The sequence below is a fragment of the Photobacterium sp. GB-56 genome (genome assembly GCF_003026105.1).
In the GTDB taxonomy this organism is placed as follows: domain Bacteria; phylum Pseudomonadota; class Gammaproteobacteria; order Enterobacterales; family Vibrionaceae; genus Photobacterium.
In genome coordinates this window covers 1-21,746 of the sequence record NZ_PYNW01000017.1, presented here as the reverse complement: position 1 = coordinate 21,746, position 21,746 = coordinate 1, and the positions used below count along the sequence as shown (strand labels likewise).

At 37.0% G+C, this 21,746-nt stretch carries 19 protein-coding genes and 2 tRNA genes; 4 read left to right on the top strand and 17 right to left on the bottom strand.

The genetic code is table 11. The features are described from left to right. Positions 1-4: 4 nt before the first annotated feature. The 9 genes from C9J42_RS17975 to C9J42_RS17935 all read right to left on the bottom strand — a co-directional run bounded on the left by C9J42_RS17975 (position 5) and on the right by C9J42_RS17935 (position 7,540). Positions 5-1,018: a glycosyltransferase gene (locus tag C9J42_RS17975; protein ID WP_107287196.1), complete on the bottom strand. Its 1,014-nt coding sequence runs from the start codon at positions 1,016-1,018 to the stop codon at positions 5-7. 1 nt (position 1,019) lies between these two features. Further along, the gene (locus C9J42_RS17970) at positions 1,020-1,928 is read right to left on the bottom strand and encodes a glycosyltransferase family 2 protein (RefSeq protein ID WP_107287197.1); all 909 of its coding nucleotides are present in this window, start codon (positions 1,926-1,928) and stop codon (positions 1,020-1,022) included. A 1-nt stretch (position 1,929) separates the two neighbouring features. Continuing rightward, complete coding sequence (locus C9J42_RS17965) at positions 1,930-3,174, bottom strand: EpsG family protein (protein ID WP_107302218.1); 1,245 nt, start codon at positions 3,172-3,174, stop codon at positions 1,930-1,932. Then, entirely contained in the window at positions 3,171-4,421 is a 1,251-nt protein-coding gene (locus tag C9J42_RS17960; protein ID WP_107287199.1) for an oligosaccharide flippase family protein, read from the bottom strand. Before C9J42_RS17960 ends, C9J42_RS17965 begins: the two co-directional genes overlap by 4 nt. Continuing rightward, positions 4,414-5,130 carry a hypothetical protein gene (locus C9J42_RS17955; protein WP_107287200.1) on the bottom strand — a complete coding sequence of 239 codons (717 nt, stop codon included), beginning with the start codon at positions 5,128-5,130 and terminating at the stop codon, positions 4,414-4,416. Before C9J42_RS17955 ends, C9J42_RS17960 begins: the two co-directional genes overlap by 8 nt. A gap of 4 nt (positions 5,131-5,134) precedes the next feature. Continuing rightward, positions 5,135-5,602 (bottom strand): glycerol-3-phosphate cytidylyltransferase, encoded by a 468-nt coding sequence (gene tagD, locus C9J42_RS17950; protein ID WP_107287201.1) that lies wholly within the window; start codon positions 5,600-5,602, stop codon positions 5,135-5,137. A 1-nt stretch (position 5,603) separates the two neighbouring features. Further along, on the bottom strand, positions 5,604-6,635 hold the full coding sequence (locus C9J42_RS17945; protein WP_107287202.1) for a Wzz/FepE/Etk N-terminal domain-containing protein: 1,032 nt from the start codon (positions 6,633-6,635) through the stop codon (positions 5,604-5,606). Between the two features lie 78 nt (positions 6,636-6,713). Then, complete coding sequence (locus C9J42_RS17940; protein WP_107287203.1) at positions 6,714-6,974, bottom strand: YfcL family protein; 261 nt, start codon at positions 6,972-6,974, stop codon at positions 6,714-6,716. A gap of 41 nt (positions 6,975-7,015) precedes the next feature. Further along, the gene (locus C9J42_RS17935) at positions 7,016-7,540 is read right to left on the bottom strand and encodes an elongation factor P hydroxylase (protein ID WP_107302217.1); all 525 of its coding nucleotides are present in this window, start codon (positions 7,538-7,540) and stop codon (positions 7,016-7,018) included. 315 nt (positions 7,541-7,855) lie between these two features. Between C9J42_RS17935 and C9J42_RS17930 the strand changes: the two genes are divergently transcribed. Next, positions 7,856-8,476: a trimeric intracellular cation channel family protein gene (locus C9J42_RS17930; protein WP_107206460.1), complete on the top strand. Its 621-nt coding sequence runs from the start codon at positions 7,856-7,858 to the stop codon at positions 8,474-8,476. 81 nt (positions 8,477-8,557) lie between these two features. On the opposite strand, the gene aroC is transcribed toward C9J42_RS17930, so the two are convergent. The 3 genes from aroC to manA form a co-directional block, all read right to left on the bottom strand. Then, complete coding sequence (gene aroC, locus C9J42_RS17925; RefSeq protein WP_107206030.1) at positions 8,558-9,643, bottom strand: chorismate synthase; 1,086 nt, start codon at positions 9,641-9,643, stop codon at positions 8,558-8,560. Positions 9,644-9,827: 184 nt separating this feature from the next. Beyond that, positions 9,828-11,732: a fructose-specific PTS transporter subunit EIIC gene (locus C9J42_RS17920; RefSeq protein ID WP_107294180.1), complete on the bottom strand. Its 1,905-nt coding sequence runs from the start codon at positions 11,730-11,732 to the stop codon at positions 9,828-9,830. 405 nt (positions 11,733-12,137) lie between these two features. Beyond that, positions 12,138-13,337 carry a mannose-6-phosphate isomerase, class I gene (gene manA, locus C9J42_RS17915; protein WP_107287206.1) on the bottom strand — a complete coding sequence of 400 codons (1,200 nt, stop codon included), beginning with the start codon at positions 13,335-13,337 and terminating at the stop codon, positions 12,138-12,140. Positions 13,338-13,619: 282 nt separating this feature from the next. Between manA and C9J42_RS17910 the strand changes: the two genes are divergently transcribed. Beyond that, entirely contained in the window at positions 13,620-14,462 is an 843-nt protein-coding gene (locus C9J42_RS17910) for a helix-turn-helix transcriptional regulator (protein ID WP_107291051.1), read from the top strand. On the opposite strand, the gene C9J42_RS17905 is transcribed toward C9J42_RS17910, so the two are convergent. The 5 genes from C9J42_RS17905 to C9J42_RS17885 all read right to left on the bottom strand — a co-directional run bounded on the left by C9J42_RS17905 (position 14,459) and on the right by C9J42_RS17885 (position 21,198). After that, positions 14,459-15,139: a PTS sugar transporter subunit IIA gene (locus tag C9J42_RS17905; RefSeq protein WP_233217661.1), complete on the bottom strand. Its 681-nt coding sequence runs from the start codon at positions 15,137-15,139 to the stop codon at positions 14,459-14,461. The genes C9J42_RS17910 and C9J42_RS17905 overlap by 4 nt on opposite strands. Positions 15,140-15,256: 117 nt before the next feature. Beyond that, the gene (locus C9J42_RS17900; RefSeq protein ID WP_107206025.1) at positions 15,257-15,568 is read right to left on the bottom strand and encodes a PTS fructose transporter subunit IIB; all 312 of its coding nucleotides are present in this window, start codon (positions 15,566-15,568) and stop codon (positions 15,257-15,259) included. 121 nt (positions 15,569-15,689) lie between these two features. After that, positions 15,690-16,763, bottom strand: coding sequence for a 23S rRNA pseudouridine(2604) synthase RluF (gene rluF, locus C9J42_RS17895; RefSeq protein ID WP_107206024.1), 1,074 nt, complete (start codon positions 16,761-16,763; stop codon positions 15,690-15,692). Positions 16,764-16,987: 224 nt separating this feature from the next. Continuing rightward, entirely contained in the window at positions 16,988-20,113 is a 3,126-nt protein-coding gene (locus tag C9J42_RS17890; protein WP_107245716.1) for a multidrug efflux RND transporter permease subunit, read from the bottom strand. After that, positions 20,113-21,198: an efflux RND transporter periplasmic adaptor subunit gene (locus tag C9J42_RS17885; RefSeq protein WP_107287208.1), complete on the bottom strand. Its 1,086-nt coding sequence runs from the start codon at positions 21,196-21,198 to the stop codon at positions 20,113-20,115. The genes C9J42_RS17890 and C9J42_RS17885 overlap by 1 nt, the downstream gene beginning before the upstream one ends. Before the next feature lie 180 nt (positions 21,199-21,378). On the opposite strand from C9J42_RS17885, the gene C9J42_RS17880 reads away from it, so the two are divergent. Further along, positions 21,379-21,463, top strand: a tRNA-Tyr gene (locus C9J42_RS17880). 66 nt (positions 21,464-21,529) lie between these two features. Then, positions 21,530-21,614: transfer RNA gene (locus tag C9J42_RS17875), tRNA-Tyr, on the top strand. Positions 21,615-21,746: the final 132 nt, after the last annotated feature.

Sequence of the window (21,746 nt, the reverse complement as noted above, 5' to 3'; positions counted from 1 at the left end):
TTATTTACCTAAAATTCTTTTTAATCCAATCATTCATTACAATATCTTCAGAGTACATTTTTGACGACGACAAACTATTATATTTTAGCTGATCTAATATATTTGGGTTAGCTAATATTCTTTCTAACTTTAGAACACTATTTTTAACAAAATCATCCAGTTCTATAATAAGCCCATTATCTGAATCAGCTACAAATTCTCTATTATATTTCCAATTAGAAACGACTGGTACAGTTGCAGAAAATTTAGCATCAATAATAGTGCCAGGGAGACCTTCACCTTCATAATAAGTAGGGAAAAGTAATATATCATATTCAGTTAATGTTGTATGAAGATCGTGCTCGGGATCAAGTACTCCCTTATACCTTACTTTATCTGATAGTCGTCTTTCAAATCTAATGCTGTCGTTATTATCTAGTAAATTTGGCCCAAAGATATCTAAAGAACAATCATAACCAAGATCTATTAACTTCTCCACCACTTGAATAGCTTCAAAAATACCCTTTTCTTTAATTACTCTAGAAAAAAAGAAGAACTTAACTTCAGTTTTATCTCTTTTTTTAAAACATATTTTTGAATCTTTTCTGAAATTCAACATAACCTGAGATTCTATATTTATATTTTTCAAGTTATTAACTAACTCTTTTGATTCGCAACTAATAGAATCAAATTTTTTTAGGGCATCAATTCTCTTACTTGATTCTTTTACATAATCATATAACCAACCACCAATAACTATATAGTGTAATTTTGCATTAGTTAAAATCTTTATGGCATTAATAACTTTAAAGATAAATGATAGTTGATTTTGACCTGGTAGAAATATAACTTCCTTAAAAGAAAATAACAATAATATATTTATGATATTGGATAATTTAGTAGGTTCACTGACATCAATATATTTCACATTAAAATTTAATACTTCTAATGCATTATAAAGCATCCGTGTTTTAATTGTTTGTCCATCAATTTGATTATTTTTATAACCAAAATGCCCAACCACTAATACTTTTCGCATATTATCCTTTGAATTTTTTTAATTTAAAAACCACTTCGTAAATAAAATAAATACAACGAAGAAAAATTATATTTAAGTTTAATGATACAGCAATTTTTTCCTGAGCTAACTTCACCTCTCCCCTTTTAGGTATATTTAATAATATAGAGAAATAGTGTTTGATGACTCGAAGGTATAATATTCGTCTTAATTTAGACGTCTCAATTTTATCTTTTAATATATTGTACCCATAACTAACATCATCAATATCACTTAACTTAGCTGTTTTGGTTATACTATTTTCGTTTGTTCGATATAAATATAATTCTTTATTTAAGCCAAATATTTTTTTTGATTGTAAATATAAATGTGGTGTTAACAACATATCTTCATATCTTCTCCCCAAAGAAAAACGTAAGTTATAAAACAATTTAGATTTATAAAATCGAGCACACGAATGCCATTTATAATTACTAACAATTGTAGAAAATATATTTTCTGTAATCTGTTCTTCCTGAGAAACACAACATACTTTGACTTTTGACTGTAAACCTAAATTATTAAATCGTTGTAAATTAAATTCAATAATATCAGCGTCACTTTTGGAAACTGAGGAAAAAAAAGAAGATAAATAATCATTAGTTAAAATATCATCACCATCAAAAAAAGAGATATATTCACTATTATCTAAAGCATATTCAATACCATAATTTCTAGCTGAGCTTAAGCCACCATTAATTTTATTTAGGATTACTATATTATTTTTAGCGGTTATATATTTTTCAATTTTACACTTTGTTGAGTCAGTACTACCATCGTTAACTATAATTAATTGACTCCAATCTTTTTCTTGGTCAAGATATGACTCAATAGCTTCGTCAATATATTGCTCTACATTGTATGCTGCTAATATTATAGATAGTTTAAACATATTATGATCGTTCTTTTAAAGTTGACATTTTATTTTTTTCTAACTCAGATAAATTTGGTATTGATGTATTGTAATTATATATATCAAGTAGTGTATTAAAAAACGGACTTTTTTTATTGAATGTAAGCTCATTTCCTATTTTTTTCATAATATATACATTCGGTATAGATAAAAAGCAAACTATAAAAAAGGTAAAAATAACAGTCTTATTAATAAGACTATCTTTTACAGAGCATAGATATAACATTAAAAGTGGTGAAAAGAAGATTGGCATTAATAAACCATATCTAACAATAACCATCCTATTTGTAATAAAAAATAAAATGAAAATAATATAAAATGAAAAAAAGTATTTTACTATAACTACATTTTTATCTTTGACACTCCTAATTGCTAAAGAAAATAACGTAAACATTAGGAAAACATAAGGTAAATTATATAATTTTTCTGTTCTTGTTAGATGAGCCCAAGCGTTTGAATTATAACGAAATACCTTATCAAATATTTGATCTATATCCGTTATACCTGTAATTACTTTATGATTCATCACATATAATAAAAACATTAAACAAAGAACATAAGAAATAATTGAGACATATTTTTTCCATTTACCTTTTGTTGCAAATTGAGCAATATAAATAAATGCAACAGGTAAAATAGCTGCAACATGGATAAAACAGGCCATGATAAAAATAGTATATGATACTAAATATTTCTTCTTAATATGTACAGATATACCATATGATACAACAGAAAATGCTAATACATTTTCAAATGATAGGTACATTGTAAGTGGTAAAGATGAAATACAAACAACTATTAGTAATAGCTTATTTTTAATACTATCTATATTTTTATTACATACCTCTAGATAATTTAATGCTGTTTTAAACTGGATAATAACAATAGTACATATTGATATAAATGAATATACATTTGCATTAAAATTAAAATAATTAATTATTGAAAACACAATGTATCTATAAAATTTCATTTTGTATAGTGCATCGTTGATATCATTATTATACTGAGAGTAATACCTTACTACATCGGGATAATAGTTGTTAAACTCGATTGTCATTGATATCAAGCCCAAAAATAGCCCTATTAAAACACCTATATATTTTTCACTTCCCTTTAGAAATATAGATAATACTATTATTAACAAAAGTAAACTAACGGGAGAATAAATAAGACAAATTAACATTAAAAAAACTAATAATGCTATTTTACATTCTATAATCATCTATCCTTAACCTGTAACCAAAATAAACAGCGATAAATAGATATACCTAAAACATAAATTAAATATAATGTAGCAAGAAGATAGGAATCCAAAACATTACAATAATAACCAATCATAACAAGAGGAATATATAACAATGTACACCTTGTTATTGAACTTTTAAATTCTTTACTATAATTATTAACAACAAGTAAGCAATTACCAATAAAATGTGAAGGCACATTGATTAGGACGGTAAACATTAATATATAGTAGATTAAAACCGATGCTTCCATTGATTTTCCCGCATAAATATTAATGAACCATGGAGCTATAACATAAGATATAATTATACCGAAGAAAGCAACTATAGATAATATCTTTATAATCTTGTAAACTTGCCTTGAATCTTTATTTCTAGATGCATTTGGGTAGTAAGCTTGATTAAATAAATTGAATGGTAACTGGAATATTCCTACTAATTTTATAGCAAGATCATAGTACGCAACTTCCTCTTTATTACCAGTATACCCCAAAATAAATAAGTTAAATCTTTCAACAAAAACTGCCGACATTCTTGCTAAAAAAAATTGCCATGAATCTTTAAATAAACTTTTGCATAGTTGATAATTAGGCTTTATTAACTTTAGCTTAAATAAATATATAGCAAAGATAAATAAGAAAAGATTACCAAGTACATATGATAATGAAAATAGAAATGAATAATTAATTATATCTTCAGATGACTTGATGAAAAAGAAAATAGAAATAAGAAATACCAGTTTATAAGCAATAGTTCCTAGGGATACATACTGCATCTTCTCGAACCCTTGATAAATCCAATTTACTAAAAATAAATCACCAAATACATAAAGTAATGATGTTAAATGTAAATCTAACTCGACACCTTGAATATTAAAATAATTGATAAAGAAAGCAACAACAACTAACCCTATAATCAGTAATATAGCTTTAATTATAAATATAGATATAAATATATTTGATATATATTCATTATCATCACGGTTAACTGAAACATCTTTAGTCGCTGATACAGAAAAACCAAATTGGATTACAATTGATAAAAAAAAGTATATTGCTTGTACATATATAATATTACCATATACCTCACTACCAAGCACCCTTATAAGGTATGGGTAGTAAATAAAAGGTATAATCATTATAAATATATTAGCAATAGCTAGATGACTAAAGTTTTTTAAAACCCTTATATCAATAAAATTAATCTTTTTTATGATATTAGACATATTTTTGTAACTTATCTTTTAGATGCTTTTCATTGCCAATGGCAGTAAAGCTAGGAACTTCAACAAATTGATAGTTATTATAATCAATAAAGTTACTTGTTTTTGGTATATTCCAATCATCTCCATAATGCTTTTCAAAAATTTTCACAGGATCAACTGGGCAGTATATTTTCCATTTATCATTGTAAACTAGATCATAATTACAATATTTAACAATGAAACTTGTTTTAAAATTATTAATTTCTAAATTTGAGAATTCTTTTCTAGCTCTTTCTTTTCTAAAATTAGGACAGTAATGATATGTGTATTTATCATCCTTTTTTAAATAAAAGAAATCAATCTTAGTACCATTTAATTTAAATGATATTTCAACTAGTTCATCTCCAACGACAGAGAATGCTATAAGTTTTGCTCCATATGATTCAACTTCTTCAATGAACTCTTTTGTGAATATATATTTATCTGTTGTAGCAAAATCATAATCATCAGCAAATATTATTGCATCATCTCGATAAATACTTAAAAGTGTTCCAAAAAATGGGTAAACCTTAACTGATAATAAACTAATTAAATCAAAAACATTTTTTGCATCAAAGGCTCTATTTTCGACTATTTTTTCTTTTCTAAATTTATTCAATATATTGAGAGTAAATTCAGCTAATTTAGATTCATTTGGCAAATTAATAAGGAACTGTTTAATTTTTTTCATACAATTATTTACTTTGAGATAAGCTTTTAACAATACTGATAACTGAATGTAATTGTTTTTCTATATTATCTAGCTCGTTTTCATTTACAGATGAAAGTGTCTTCTTAATTTCAGTAGTGGAAATATCTTCAGTTCTAGGCAGATAAATAACATCACAATAATCCTTTAAGGTATCAAATTTACCTTTCCAATCATCACCCATTGCAAATATATTAGCTTGATATTTTAAAATATCATCTTTTTTTTGATCCCAATTATCCTCAGGAAATACAAGATCAACATATCTACAACTATTTAAAATTTCTTCTCTTTCAGAATAAGAAAAAAATGATTTTTTTCCTTTTTTGCTATTAAACTCATCACTTGATAAACCAACAACTAATTTATCACCAAGAGAGCTCAATCTTTTTAATAATCGTACGTGCCCAACATGAAATAAATCAAATGTACCATATGTTATAACAACTTTCATATTATTTCTCATTATCAATAAATAGTTCTTTTGTAAGAGCGATAACAATACCAAAACAAAGGCCAAATATAAGAGAAAACAAGCAGATTATAGTTCTCAAAGGTTTATCTCTATTATCATTACTCTTAATATTATTAACAAACCTAACAACATTAGAAAATTTTTCAATTTTGATATTTGATAATAGTATTTTTTCTGACATTAAGTTCGCTTCTTTAGGCGTTTTAATCGTTTCAGCTTTAATGCTATTTAACACTTCCATTTTTTCTTTAAGTGCATCAGTACCTAGTGCAATTGAAAAAACACCTTGATCTTGGTCAAAATTAGATAATGGTTTTTTAACACCAGCAGCTTCAGCTATTTTTATACTGAATTCGTTTATTTTCTTATCGTTGTTTAAACGAATCAAAGCCTCTTCATTACTTTTGATAATACTTTGTTCTACTTCACTTAATTGTAGATTAACTAATGACTCAATATTATTATACGTATTATCTTTTACTTTTTTACTAATAAATGAAATATATTCACTTAGTATTTTATAACTTGAAACTTTAGATTTAGATTGAACTGTTAAATTATATATCTGGTCATTATTCTTATTTACTTCTATTTTTATTCTTTTAGCCCATAATCCTATATCTTTATCTGATAAGTTTTTTTCAAACAGATCACTAGATCTTATAAAATACTCTTTATTCGATTCAGAGTTATAATCTAGAACAAAATCTTTAAGTAAATCTTTTTCTGATATTATATTATTGAATATTTTCTTTTGATTGCCATCTAAAATGATGTTTAGACTCGCTAAACTTTTCCTGACACTTCTAAGGTCACTATATTCAACTTTTGTAATTTGAGCAGAAGATGACCACCACTGTTGAGCAAGAAGGGAATATGAAACACCTATAATTAAAAATATAAGAGAACTAGTGATTATCACTCCCTTATTTTTTAATAATAATTTTAGAAGAGTTATCAAGTCAAACCCTTCATTTTCTTCTCTAATAGTATTTTTTTGATTATTCATCATAATTCACACACGCTACCGCCCTTAGGCTACGCTATAAACCCACAAAGCTAGTTACAAATTTTAAAATTTAACTAAAAACTAAGCCGAAACTTTTTGCCACATTTGGCACACAAGAACATAATCTGATGGAGAAAGCTCACTTTTTGCATCAGCAATGCTTTGCCCTACTTTTTCCTGCATTGCTGATAGTTGTGATTCATTTTCTAATTCACAATCAGCAGCCGCTAATGAAATATGCCCACGCAAATAACCACCAGCAAACAGCTCATCGTCTGTTGCAGTGTCTATCCCATCGTCGATAAGCTGCAATAGCCTCTCTTCATATTCTTGAATTGTCATTTCCTATCCTATACACAACACATTTCACTATATCGAACGTGTTATATGAAATCCTGTTCTGTTAACTGTTTAATACCATAAAAAACTCGAAATGCATCAGATAGCATTTTTGCTCGTTCTGGAACTCCGCACTCTAAATAGATTAGCACTTGTTCACGTACTTTTAACGTGAACGCTACCCTATCAGGCTCACAGTCACCACTCAAGTTGTCACAGCTTACTTGGAATTTAAATCCGCAACTTGCTGATAAAATCCACTCTATGGCCTGTGGTTTAATCTCTACTTTCTCGAATGCTGCTTGAACAGCTTCAGAGCGTCCATCAGGTTCATACCAATAACCATAATCCTCTAATTTGCGTCGTTCAGCACCTGCGATACACCAGTGTGCTAACTCATGCATTGCCGAGGCAAAATAGCCACGAGCAAAAATTATCTGATTATGCTGTCGCTCACTAGAAGCAGGCAGATAAATTGGCTCTTCACCGCCTAGAAGTAACTCTGTATTGAGACTGTCTAAAAATAACCCATTGAAAATAACGATTAAGTCGTTGTAATCATGTCTCATACTAATGGTAACTTCTAAAATACATAACTTATCGATTATACAATGCAGTGAATCTAAGTGCGAATATTCTTAAGGTGACAGACTATGACAAACGTCATGTTATTGTCATTTTATAAAGATATGACAATTTTTGCTTACTTTTCAGTCAACTATTCTAATAAAAATAAGAATACGCCACTCAAAGCATAACAAACTTAAATACTCAGCTATTAATTTAGGATGAATTAAATTCATGCATAACCATTTTCTTTTCATTAGAAGTAGATGACTATCACAAATACAATCAGTTCAATTTCTTTTTGGACGATGAATATCATGCTGCTTTCAATTTTATATATTATTGGCATTACTGCAGAAGCAATGACCGGTGCATTAGCAGCAGGTAAACGCCACATGGATTGGTTTGGGGTAATGCTGGTTGCAAGTGCTACTGCAATTGGTGGCGGCACGGTACGAGATATTTTACTCGGTCACTATCCACTAGGTTGGGTAGCTCACCCACAATATTTAGTGATCACGTGCGTTGCAGGGATTTTAACTACCTATTTTGCCCGTTGGGTAGTTCGTTTTCATAAAGTGTTTATCTTGCTCGATGCTATCGGCTTAATCGTTTTTAGTATTATTGGATGCCAAGTTGCAATGACAATGGGGCTTTCTCCAATTATTTGTGTTGTTGCGGCGGTAGTGACAGGCGTATTTGGTGGTCTGCTACGTGATATGATCACTCGCCGTAAACCTATGGTGCTACATAAAGAGCTTTATGCATCGGTCGCATTTATTGCAGGTATTATGTATTACGCCATGTCATATATAGGTATCCATCCTGATATCACCACACTCATTACTTTAATTACAGGTTTTAGTCTACGCATGGCTGCTGTCTATTTTAGCTGGAGCTTACCTGTGTTTGAGTTTAAAGAAGAAACCTTCCACTAAAGCTCAACGTATTATTGGATAAAGCAAAGCCACGCTGAATACATCAAGGCGTGGCTTTTATATATCAATTAGTTTATTTGGTTAAATCTTCGGTGTATCGGTAGCAACATCTGCGTTTTGACCACGATGACGTAATAGATGATCCATTAAAGTAATCGCTAACATGGCTTCAGCAATAGGTACCGCACGAATGCCAACACATGGATCGTGGCGACCTTTCGTCACAACTTCCGCTGATTCACCCTGCTTAGTAATGGTTTCACCCGGAACCGTAATACTTGATGTTGGCTTAAGCGCAATATGTGCCACAACATCTTGACCAGATGAAATACCCCCTAAAATGCCACCAGCATGATTAGTTTTAAAACCTTCCGGTGTCATCGCATCACGGTGTTCGCTTCCACGTTGTTCAACCACATCAAAGCCATCACCAATTTCCACACCTTTTACCGCATTAATACTCATTAAAGAGTGCGCAATATCGGCATCCAAGCGATCAAAAACGGGTTCACCTAAACCAACAGGGACATTTTGCGCAACCACGGTAATTTTCGCACCTATGGAGTCGCCTTCTTTTTTCAGCTTACGGATCAATTCATCGTAAGCTTCAACTTTATCGATATCAGGGCAGAAAAAGGCGTTTTGCTCGATTTGCTCCCAATCTACTTTATCTATTTTTACGTCACCCATTTGTGATAGGTAAGCGCGTACTTCAATGCCATGTACTTGCTTTAGGTATTTCTTTGCCACAGCACCTGCAGCAACACGCATTGCCGTTTCACGAGCAGATGAGCGACCACCGCCACGATAATCTCGTACCCCGTATTTTTGATGGTAAGTGTAATCAGCATGTCCTGGACGGAATAAGTCTTGAATATTCGAGTAATCTTTAGAGCGTTGATCGGTATTTTCAATCAAGAGACCGATAGATGTGCCCGTTGTTACACCTTCAAATACGCCAGATAGAATTTTCACTTCATCCGGTTCGCGACGTTGCGTGGTATATTTTGATGTTCCCGGACGACGGCGATCCAAGTCATGCTGCATATCAGCTTCAGTTAATGCGAGTCCCGGTGGGCAGCCATCTATAATACAGCCCAGCGCCAAGCCATGGCTTTCGCCAAATGTGGTGACGCGAAATAGTTGTCCAATCGTATTTCCTGCCATTACTTCCTCTGTGATATCTCTATGCTTACATGCATTTTTAATTTTTACTAATACAGACATAGTGCAAAGTTGTCCGATAGATTGCAAGAACAAGTGTACAAATTGCCGCCAGTGCCATCTTTCCAAAACAAAAAAAGCGACAGGCTTTCACCTATCGCTTTTATTTAACTCTTTAAATTAGAGGTTAAGCTGTCGCTAATGCTCGTTCAGCCTTAGCTTTACGTACTTTCTTAAGTGTTACCGCAACAAGAGCAGTAACGACCATACCTGATGCCATACATAATAGGGCAAGAACCGGTTTGTTCATCGCACCCAGTAGAGCAACAACTGGACCACCGTGTGCTACGCTGTTGGTAATACCGAAAGAGAACGCCATCACTGCAGCAACCATACTACCTAACACGTTTGCTGGAATCACCGACAGCGGATCTTGCGCTGCAAATGGAATTGCACCTTCAGAGATACCTACTAAGCCCATTGCACCTGCCGCTTTACCGGCTTCAACTTCTGATTGCTCAAAGATATTTAACTTACGACCAAGTACTGTTGCTAAGCCCATGCCTAAAGGAGCGACTGGAATAGCACATGCCATTGCACCCATGAACTGTGTATGACCGTTTGCAATCATACCAACAGAGAACAAGAACGCGACTTTGTTAAAGGGACCGCCCATATCAAAGCCAGCCATACCACCCAGTACAATACCGAGTAATACTACGTTACCTGTGCTCATTTCAGTAAGCATGCTGTTCATGCTATCCATTAATCCAGCGATTGGCGCACCAATAACGAAGATAAATAAGCTAGCGATAAACAAGGTACCCGTAATTGGCGCAATAAGAATCGGCACTAATGGCTGCACCATCTTATGGTAATTACGTGTTGCAACCCAGCGAACGAAGTAACCCACCAGCAAGCCCGCAACAATGGCACCAATAAAGCCAGTACCCGCACTTGCGTCATAAAATGAACCGTTATTAGCAATCCAACCACCGATAAAACCCGGTGCTAACGCAGGACGATCACCAATCGCAAAAGCAATGTAACCCGCAAGAATTGGGATCATTAAAGTAAACGCAACAACACCAACATCGAGCACTTTTTGCCATAAACTACCCGCAGGGATCTGCATACCGGCATCTGTGGGTTGACCACCAATGGCCAGTGATAATGCGATTAACAAACCACCGGTAACTACAAACGGGATCATGTGCGATACACCGTTCATCAAATAACGATATAAGTTCGAACGGGTTTGCGCGACTTTGCTTTCGCTAGAATCAGAGGTGTCATCACCATCAGCTTCATAAGCTTTCGCTACTAATGCTTGTTGAATAAGACCTTTTGCATCTTTAATTGGCGCTTTTACGCCAGTTTTAATCAGTTTTTTACCAGCAAAGCGAGCCATATCGACTTGCTTATCACAGCTAACCACTATCGCTTCTGCACGAGCAATTTCTTCAGCTGTTGGGGAGTTTTTGACACCAATTGAGCCATTAGTTTCTACTTTTACTTCATACCCAAGCTCAGTACCGGCTTTTTCTAATGCTTCAGCGGCAAGGTAAGTATGAGCAATTCCAGCAGGACAGCCAGTCACACCAATGATCAAACCTTTCGTTTGAGCTTGCGTAACGACTTGCTCTTTTTCTTCAAGCAATAAGGCTAAGGCTTCTTTTTCAGTCTTAGCGGCTAAGAACTTCTCAACAAAACCATCTTCAATCAACTTTGATGAAAGTTCAGCTAAGACTTCAATATGATGGTTATCGCCGTTATCAGGTGATGCGATCATGAAAAACAGTTGTGATGGTTTGCCGTCTTCTGCGCCGTATTCAATACCGGCACGGCTAACACCAATCGCTACCGCAGGCTGTGCAACGGCTGCACTTTTCGCATGAGGGATAGCGATCCCTTCTTCAAATCCTGTATTGCCTAATTCTTCACGTGCTTTTACATCAGCAATGAATTGCGTTTTATCAGCCACGCGCCCTTGCGCTGCCAATATTTCAGCCATTTCATTAAACACGTCATCTTTGGTTTTCGCCTTAAGATTAAGGTTAATTAAGCTTTCGTTGATCAAGGAAGTGATCATGTTCTATCCCCAAGAATTATTTTTATCGCCCATCACACTACGCTTGATGGATTTGAGTATGGGAATATTGTCTAGTGTTTGGCTGCTTCAAAATAGAGCATAGAAAAGGCTTTAACTGGATAAATGTAACCTTAGAACAAGGATGTGAACTATCACACATTTTACTCAAACATCAATAAACTGATAGGGTAAAGATTAAAATCTTTTTTTATCAATCAATTAAGGTTAAATTAAAGTTTAAATATATACAAAAAACTATAGCGATAAATTTTTATTAACTAGAAATAACACACATCCAACATTCCATCTCAGCCTACTTTTAGTGAAAGACTTCACACTATCAAAAACAAAAAAAGCGACAGAATATTCTGTCGCTTTAAATAAGTGCTAGGACGTTAGATCTGCTTAGTTGTAGGCGCGGGCAAAAGTACCAACACAAGTGACTTGATACTGCTCAGTATAAGCCGGAATAAACACTGACTGACCTTTCTCTATTTCAACACTATCACCATTACTATGAGTCAATGTTACAGGTGCATCAATAGCAAAAACGATTTCAGCACTATTCACCGTAAGACGAATATTGTCTACTTGCTTGTAAACACTGAACTTAAAATCAGGAACAGGGATAGCGTAATGTAAACCATTTTCTGCTTGTGTTGGGGCTAATAGCAATGAATCAAACGCCATTGGCGTAAAATAGGTGTTTGCAACTAGCTCAGGTACATCCATGTATTTTGGCGTTAAACCAGCGCGCAATACATTATCGGAGTTCGCCATGATCTCTAAACCCGTACCTTTAATGTAGGCATGTGGCGTACAGGCACTCAAAAACATCGCCTCACCCGGTTGAAGGGTTAATACATTTAACATTAACGGTGCAAATAAACCGATATCACCAGGATATTGCTCAGCTAACTCTGATAATAAAGCAAACAATGGCTGATCTTTATGTGCTTCACTGTAAGCCAATAATGCGTTTACCGCTGAAGCTTTTTGCTCACCTTCTAGCGATAACATTGCCGCAAAGAAATCACGTAAGCCCGCTTCCGTTTGATTTACATTAAATGCAGCGACTAGCTCACTAATAGTCGTAATTTCAAGTGCATTGAACTGCGCAGCAATATCTTCAATTTGGCGGAAACCATTCATCGCTTGGTACGGCGTTAACGCAAAGACTAACTCTGGCTTGTGGTTTGGATCTTTGTAATTACGGTTCGCCGCATTACGCGCAATGCCCATTTGCTCTTCTTTCGCAAAGCCGACTTCTGCTTGCTGCTTATTTGGGTGAACCTGAATAGACAGTGCTTTTTCTGCCGCTAACACTTTAAATAAATACGGCAGCTCACCAAATTGTTGCTGGGTTTGCACACCAATGATCGCATCCGGATCCGTTGCAATAAAGTCAGACAGCTTTACCGCTTTTCCCTGCATTTCAATTTCAGAGCAGCCATTCGCATGAGCGCCCATCCATAATTCTGCTTGTGGTTTCGCTTCAGGGTTTGCGATACCAAACAAAGATTCAATCGAGGTTTTACTTCCCCATGCATAATCTTGAATCACGTTATTCATTTTAAAAAACACAGGACGGTGAATTCCAGCCATATTCATTCCTAAATTTATTATCGTTGTGCATCGATGAAGATAAAATCGTATTCCACTTAGCAAATCTGAAAAGAACTAAGAGGAATGCCATTTAAGCAATGCTAAATGTTACATAAGTCAAAAAGTGGTACATCAATCAGATCACCATAAGCCCTTATTCGATATAATCCATTAAGTGAGTTATGTTTTACGAAATATTGCTCTGTACTATAACAAAAATAGCCATAAATATTTATTGCTAACTCACAATTCCTCACAACATTGGGCGACTTAACGCAAATTATGGATACCGTATTTCTTAATCTTATTGATTCTATTCTCGAAGAACGAGAAAGCTTTAACCATATTTGGTTTGCTAATGATCACACCACACCGCCACAATTTAGTTACCAAGTGAATTTCCCTCGTCTTGAACTCGTGCTTAAAGGCGAATATGTGAATCAATTAGAAGACGGTGAGTATGGCATTCGAGATATTAACTTAATGCTGGGTGATGCTCTGTATATTCCACCGAACTGTTGGAATAAACCCAATTGGGATACGGAATGCTCGGTATTGAGCCTACTGTTTGGTAAAAGACAAATTGGTTTCAGTTTAGTCAGCAAAAGCAAAGACAATCCTCACTTTTTTGATGTGCAAAAACACTCAATCCAAGCCGCGACAGGACATGCTATTGATCCTATTTTATCGGCATTGAATATGCTGGCAAAAGAGCCAACGAAAAAACCAATGGATGAATACCTATTGTTAGCGCTCCTCAGCTATAGCCGCTCTATGCTCAATACCCCAGATAGAGTGAAAAAAAATCGTTGTGAAGATCTTTATCAAGGGATTTGTATTTATATTCAAGAGAATTTTCACCGCGCGATCAGCCGAGAATCTATTGCTCATCGTTTTAACATTACCCCCAATCACCTCTCGCGCTTATTCAGACAACAGGGACATATGCGATTAGCAGATTACATCTGCTGGGTACGGTTAGAACGCGCAAAATTTATGCTCAGGAAATACAATTTTCGTTTAGCGGAAGTAGCAACCCGATGCGGGTTTCAAGATATGAATTACTTCTGTCGGGTATTTAAAAACAAAACAGGCCGTACACCAACTGAATATCGTAGCCTTTAATCAGACGCTAGCATCGCCTCAATGATCAGCGCTTGTATAACATTACTATCAGAAGCTTGGCGTAAAGCATCTGCATAACGATCTTGTAGTAGTCGCTTTGAAAACCGAGAAAAAGCCATGAGTACAGAACGCGATAAGGGCTTAGGTAATACCATCATCAATACCTTGCTTACATCTCCTCGTGCGCTGTGCCAATTCATTTGCTGACAACAAGAAATCACCATCGCAGGCTGAGTAATAGGTTCTATCATCACATGGGGCATCGCAATACTATTGCCCATTACAGTAGCAGAAATACTCTCACGTTTTTCTATCGCAGCTAACACCTCTTGATAATCATCGACTTTAATCACTTTTTCATCCACCAGCGAGCGCGTCATCGTTGCTAATAATTGTGCTTTATTATCGGCTTGAATCTGTTTTGGCGTGATAAAAGACAGAGGAAAATCCAGCATTGTCATACGCTGTTTTAAAATAGCATTTCCCTTACTATCGCTCGATGGCAACAATAACGGACAAGCATATTCGTGAATAATATCAGTCAGCACCAATAGGGCTAATTCAGCATCCACGCCTGTAATAACGAGCTGACACAATTGATAAGGCTTACTTGCAAGCGTTGAAACGCGCAGAGGCTTGGTTACCGATTCAGATCGTAACAATTGCAAGTTAAACACCTGCACATCGGCAGTAAAATAGCTGGCGAGCTTTTTCAATTTGTCTAACTGATAAAGGGGTAATCCACTATGACCACAATAGAACGTAAGGCGCCTTTCCAACATCGTAATGCTCTGCTATTGGGTAATTAATTGCTGGCAACGTTTTAGCACAGCTTCTGGATCAACCAAGACCTCTTCAATAGTAACACAATGGATTTTACTGCCTGTGAATCGGCTACGCTGCTCTACTTCAATATCTGAAGCAATCAAGGTTAAATCTGCTTTAGCTATATCTTGCAGTGTTAACTGATCTTCAATCCCCATCGCACCTTGGGTTTCAACGTGGATCTGAATTCCCATTTTATGAGCCATTTTATTTAGCGCATCTGCTGCCATGTAAGTATGGGCGATCCCCGTAGGACAAGCTGTTACAGCAACAATTTTCATGCTCTTTCCTTATCAATATCATCGCGAGTAACGACTACAAATAAAAACGCCCTTTAAACTATCTACTCTGTCTAGAGAACGTATAGAAAACTAAAGGGCATTATTTATCTATTTAAGTGAATTAATCTTCTCTTTTAGATTTCCACTTTTTGATGCCAGTACTTTTACCACCAAAACTTGGTTTTGAATCACGATCTGAAGGACGCGCTGGACGACGATTATCATTACGTCCCTGACCACGCTGTTGGCGCGCTTCACCACCTTCTTCATTGCGGCGATTTTGACGCTGACCACCAGGACGACGAGTAAATTCCCCCGTACCACTGTAGGTTTTAAACGCTTTTTCTTGAGCACGCTTTTCATTACGCGCTTCTTGCTGGCGGTGATCGTAAAGTTTCGCATCAGTGGCTTTAGCAATTTTACGACCTTCAGCATCAACTTTTGATGCTTCTTCAGTACCTGATGATTGTGCAATTAAGCGGTTAATTTCACCGATTTCATCATCAGTTAAGTAACGCCACTTACCATTAGGTAATCCATCAATCGTGATGTTCATAATGCGTACTCGGCGAAGCTTATAGACTTCATAACCAAGCGCTTCACACATACGACGGATCTGACGGTTCAAACCTTGAGTTAGCACAATACGGAAAGAGAAATTCGTTTCTTTCGTTACCTTACAAGGTAGGGTTACCGTATCTAAGATCTCAACACCTGATGCCATTTTCTCTAAGAATTCTGGCGTGATCACTTTATCAACACGGACTACATATTCTTTTTCGTGAGAGTTACCCGCACGTAGGATTTTATTAACGATGTCGCCATCATTCGTTAAGAAGATCAAGCCATCTGATGGCTTATCTAAACGACCAATAGGGAAAATACGCTTGCGGTGACCAATAAAATCAACGATGTTACCTTCGATATGACGTTCGGTGGTACAGGTGATCCCAGTTGGCTTATTTAGCGCGATATAAATTGGACGCTCTTTGCTACGAAGTGGCTTATCATCAATAAGCACATCATCGTTATCCATTACTCGTACGCCCATCTCTGGTTTTTGACCATTGATAGTGACGCGTCCCTGATCAATCAGCTTGTCCGCCTCACGGCGTGAGCAATAGCCTGTATCACTAATGAATTTATTAAGACGAACCCCTTTTGGGCTCTGCTGTTCAGTTGGATTCTGTGACATGGTTTTCTTCTATAAAGGGCTTTAGGACGATCAGGGTAAAAACTGCAAACATGCAGTTTAATTACTCGATAGTTATCTATGCAGAAGTTTAACTGATTGCTCACTAAAGAGGTAGTCGCCGTAAGCTTGCGCCGATAAAAAGGTAAATAAAAAGGCGACAAGGTTTATCCTTATCGCCTCTTATTAAGCTAACTCTTTAATAGCATTCTCTATAAATAGATCATCTATTTAGGTAAATCACCATGGCTAATACGCCCTGTGTAATCATGTTGCAGCTCTTTTTCTAACAAGCTTTCGACATAACCCGGTGATTTCGTCTTTCCAGCCATTAAACGGTACATTGCAGGAATAACAAACAAGGTCACTAAGGTCGCGAACGCCATACCGAAGAACACCACTGTCCCCACAGAGATACGGCTTTCAGCCCCCGCTCCCGTCGAGATAATCAGCGGAATTGCGCCAAATAAAGTCGTAAATGCAGTCATCAATATTGGACGCAGACGACGTACTGACGCATCAATGATCGCTTGTTCAAACTCAACACCTTTATCACGCAATTGGTTAGCAAATTCTACAATCAGAATACCGTTTTTAGTTACCATACCAATAAGCATGATCATACCAATTTGACTGTAGATATTGAGCCCTTGCCCCATTAACCATAACCCAGCTAAGCCACCGAAGATCCCCATAGGAACTGTCAACATCACCACCAGCGGGTTTACAAAGCTTTCAAACTGCGCAGCAAGAACTAAGTAAGCCACTAGCAAAGCTAAACCAAAGACAATGGCAATACTGCTTTGATTGTCTCTAAAGTCTTTCGACTCTCCCGCATAGTTAATAGTTATATCCGATGGCAACTTCTCTATCGCTTGTTGATCCAAGAAATCCAACGCTTCCCCTAAGGTGTAACCTTCAGACAAATTCGCCGTTAACGTGATCGATTTCTGTTTCTGGTTATGGCTAAGCTTCTGCGCTGAAGCGACTTCATCAATCGAAGCAACGGTATCAAGCGTGACAAGTTGACCATTTTTCGCACGTAAATAAATCTGACTAAGATCAGCAGAGCTATTAAAACGATTCTCGTCACCACGCAGGTAAACATCGTATTCTTCACCACGCTCAACAAAAGTAGTTTCACTACGTCCGCCCAACATCACTTCCAGTGTTTCTGCAATATCTGAAACCGGAATACCTAAATCCGCCGCACGCTGACGATCAATATTAACCATTAACTCAGGCGTCGTTTCTGCATAATCTAAATCAACCCCTTCCATCATTGGACTGTCTTCTGCAATGTGTTTTAGCTCCGAAGCCCACTTAAACAACTCTTGATAATCAGAGCCACCGAGCACAAATTGAACTGGCTCAGAAGAACCACCGCGAAAGCCTGGCATAATTGGAATAACACGTACATCAGGAATCCCCGTTAGTGCTTTACTCACCATGCCTAATGCTTGTTGTGCCGACACACTGCGATCTTGCCAATCTTCTAACTGCATGATCACAAAGCCTGTTTGATCTCCTGCTCGACCACCAAACGCGGGTGATTGAATACTGACAGATTTCAATACGCCTTTGCCCAACATTGGCAGCAAACGGCTTTCAACTTCATCCATATTGCCGATCATACGGTTATAACTGGTACCTTCTGCACCTTTCACAAAGGCAAACAATACACCGCGATCTTCTTGTGGCGCTAATTGAGCAGGGATCACCTTCATCAACGCGGCACTTGCGCCAATACACGCTAATACAACAATCGGTGCGATAAAGCGTTTTTTAACCGCAAACGTAACACCTTTGCGGTAGACATTTTCAAGCTTATCAAACTGACGATTCACCCATAGGTTAAAGCGAGTTGGTTTTACATTGGCTTTTAAGATTTTACTCCCCATTACAGGCGTTAAAGTTAACGCAATTAATGAAGAGAAGATGACCGCCATCGCAAGCAATACTGAGAACTCAGTAAATAAGCGCCCTACCATGCCTTCCATAAAGGAAATCGGTAAGAACACCATCACCAGTACCGCTGTGGTCGCAATCACCGCAAACCCCACTTCACGGGTACCTTTAAAAGCGGCAAGCAATGGTGATTCACCGCGCTGCATGTGATGGAAAATATTCTCAACCACCACAATGGCATCATCGACCACCAACCCAATAGCAAGAATTAATGCCATTAAGGTCAGCAAGTTGATTGAAAAGCCAAAGAAATACGCGGTAATAAACGCTGAAATTAACGATACTGGCACCGTTACCGCTGGAATTAAGGTTGCGCGAGCTTGTCCAATAAAGACATAAAGCACCAAAATAACCAAAGCACCCGTGACTAATAATGTGCTGTACACTTCACTGATTGAGCGATCTATAAATACCGTCGCATCATAATCAACCGTTAAACTTGTCCCTTCAGGTAAGAACTTCTGCATTCGCGCGACTTCTGCGCGAACATCTTTTGCCACTTCTAATGGGTTAGCATCAGACATAGTGACAATACCCAAACTTAAGTTAACGACTCCGTTGCTTTTAAAGGTTGAATTTTCGTTTTCTGCACCAATCGCAACATCAGCCACATCTTTTAAGTAAATCGGCGTACCATTTTCTGTGGTTCTAACTGTCAGGTATTTAAAATCATTAGCCGTGCGATATAAACGGGCCGTTCGCACAGCCATCACGGTTTGGTCATTACGTACTTCACCACCAGGTAATTCAACGTTTTCATCACGTAACGCGTCAATAATATCTTTGGTGGTAACACCGCGACCTGCCATTAATTCAGGTTTCAGTTTTATGTACATCACCTTATACAGGCCACCACTTAAACTGACTGAACTCACCCCATTAATTAAGCTGAAACGATCTTCCAATACTCGCTGGGCGTAATCCGTTAACTGCGTACGATCCATCTCTGATGAGGATAAATTGATATAAACGGCAGGCTCACCTGAACCATTGTCTTTCGACACAATAGGATCGCTCGCATCATCCGGTAGACGTCGTTGAGCACGGGCAACCGCATCACGCACATCACTGACACCTTCGGTAAGGTCCCAATCCATCGAAAATTCAATCGAAATACGTGACATGCCATTTCGTGTTATCGAGGTGATGTTGTCAATGCCACTAATACCTGACAACTCATCTTCGATCGGAGTAGTAACTTGGCTTTCCATTACCGTCGCTGATGTGCCGTCATATGTAGTCATCACGGTAACAACAGGGCTTTCTACATCAGGCATTTCTCTTATGGCTAATTTAGAGAAAGACACCACACCAAACACACACAGCAATAAGCTTAAAACAATGGCAACAACAGGGCGTTTAACCGAAATGTCTGATAACCACATTAACTACTTGCTCCATGCTGTGAATCATTCTTTGTTGCTGTTATATCCGAAACTTTTATTCCATCTCGCATATTCACTAATCCTTGAACAACAATACGATCGCCAATCTCTACCCCCTTATTAACGACCACGGTATTATCAATACGGGCACCAAGCTCCACTTCAGTTCGATGGACTTTTTGTTTATCGTCAACAAGGTAGATAAAGCGTTTAGTTCCTGAGTATTCAATCGCTTGAACTGGAATTACCGCTTTAGGTTGTGGGACAAAACCTATATCTGCCGCTAACAGCATGCCAGGCTTAAGTGAATTATCTTTGTTATCAAATACCACTCGAACTTTGATATTTAAAGAATCGGTTTGAACACGTGAATCAATCGCTTGTACTTCACCATTAAACACACGATCAGGCCATGCTTGGCTTGTTGCGATAACTTTCATTCCCGGTATAAGGTGTGAGAGATATTGTTCAGGAACAGGAATGTCTAATCGCATTGTCGAAAGATCGTCAAACGTCAACAGTTCCACGCCTTCAGCAACACGATGACCTTGGCTGAAATCAAAGAGTCCAACTGTGCCATTAAAAGGCGCACGGATCATATAATCATTAAGCTCAGCACGCGCCGCTTTTAAACGAGCTTGAGCGATATTGACACTGGTCGTCTGCGCATCAATTTCTGTTTGAGTGATAGCTCCACGTTTCACTAAGCGTTTAAATTCGTTTAATTTACGTTGCTCGTCATTGAAATAGGCTAGAGCTTCATCAAAAGCCGCTTTTGCTTTGTCATCATTAAGTTGAATTAATAGCGTGCCTTTTTGAACACGTTGATTTGGTTTAACCTCGATGTTTTTAATCTGTGCAGATGTTTCTGCTGCAATATTTACAGAGTGCTCAGCTTGCAACTTTCCAGTTAAAGAAAGTGATTGAGCGATAGGCATAGAAGAGACCGTTCCCGTCGTGACACTCACAACACGGCTTGATCGCGCATCCTTCTTTTCTTGCGCAGCATGAGAGGTTCCCTGAAAGTAGAAGTAACCACCAGATAACACTGCAGTTACTAATATTGCTACGGCCATTTTTTTCATTATCAACACACCATAAATAATCCTGCCGCAATCATATCTGAATCTACGGTTTAGCAACGTCAAGAAATGTAAATATAAGCAACAATTGGTAATCTGATGAAAATTCAGGCAAACACTCAGTATTTAAAAGAAAAGTCTTTACAGGATCCGAATGTTTGCTATTATCCGCCCCGCACTTGTGGTGGGGTTCCCGAGTGGCCAAAGGGAGCAGATTGTAAATCTGCCGGCACTGCCTTCGAAGGTTCGAATCCTTCCCCCACCACCATCTAATTTGAAAAGCTGTCGCCACTGACGTCTTTTCTGGCGAAAGCCAAATATAGCAACACCCCGTGGTGGGGTTCCCGAGTGGCCAAAGGGAGCAGATTGTAAATCTGCCGGCACTGCCTTCGAAGGTTCGAATCCTTCCCCCACCACCATCTATTTTGAAAAGTTGTCGCCACTGACGTCTTTTCTGGCGAAAGCCAAATATAGCAATACCCCGTGGTGGGGTTCCCGAGTGGCCAAAGGGAGCAGATTGTAAATCTGCCGGCACTGCCTTCGAAGGTTCG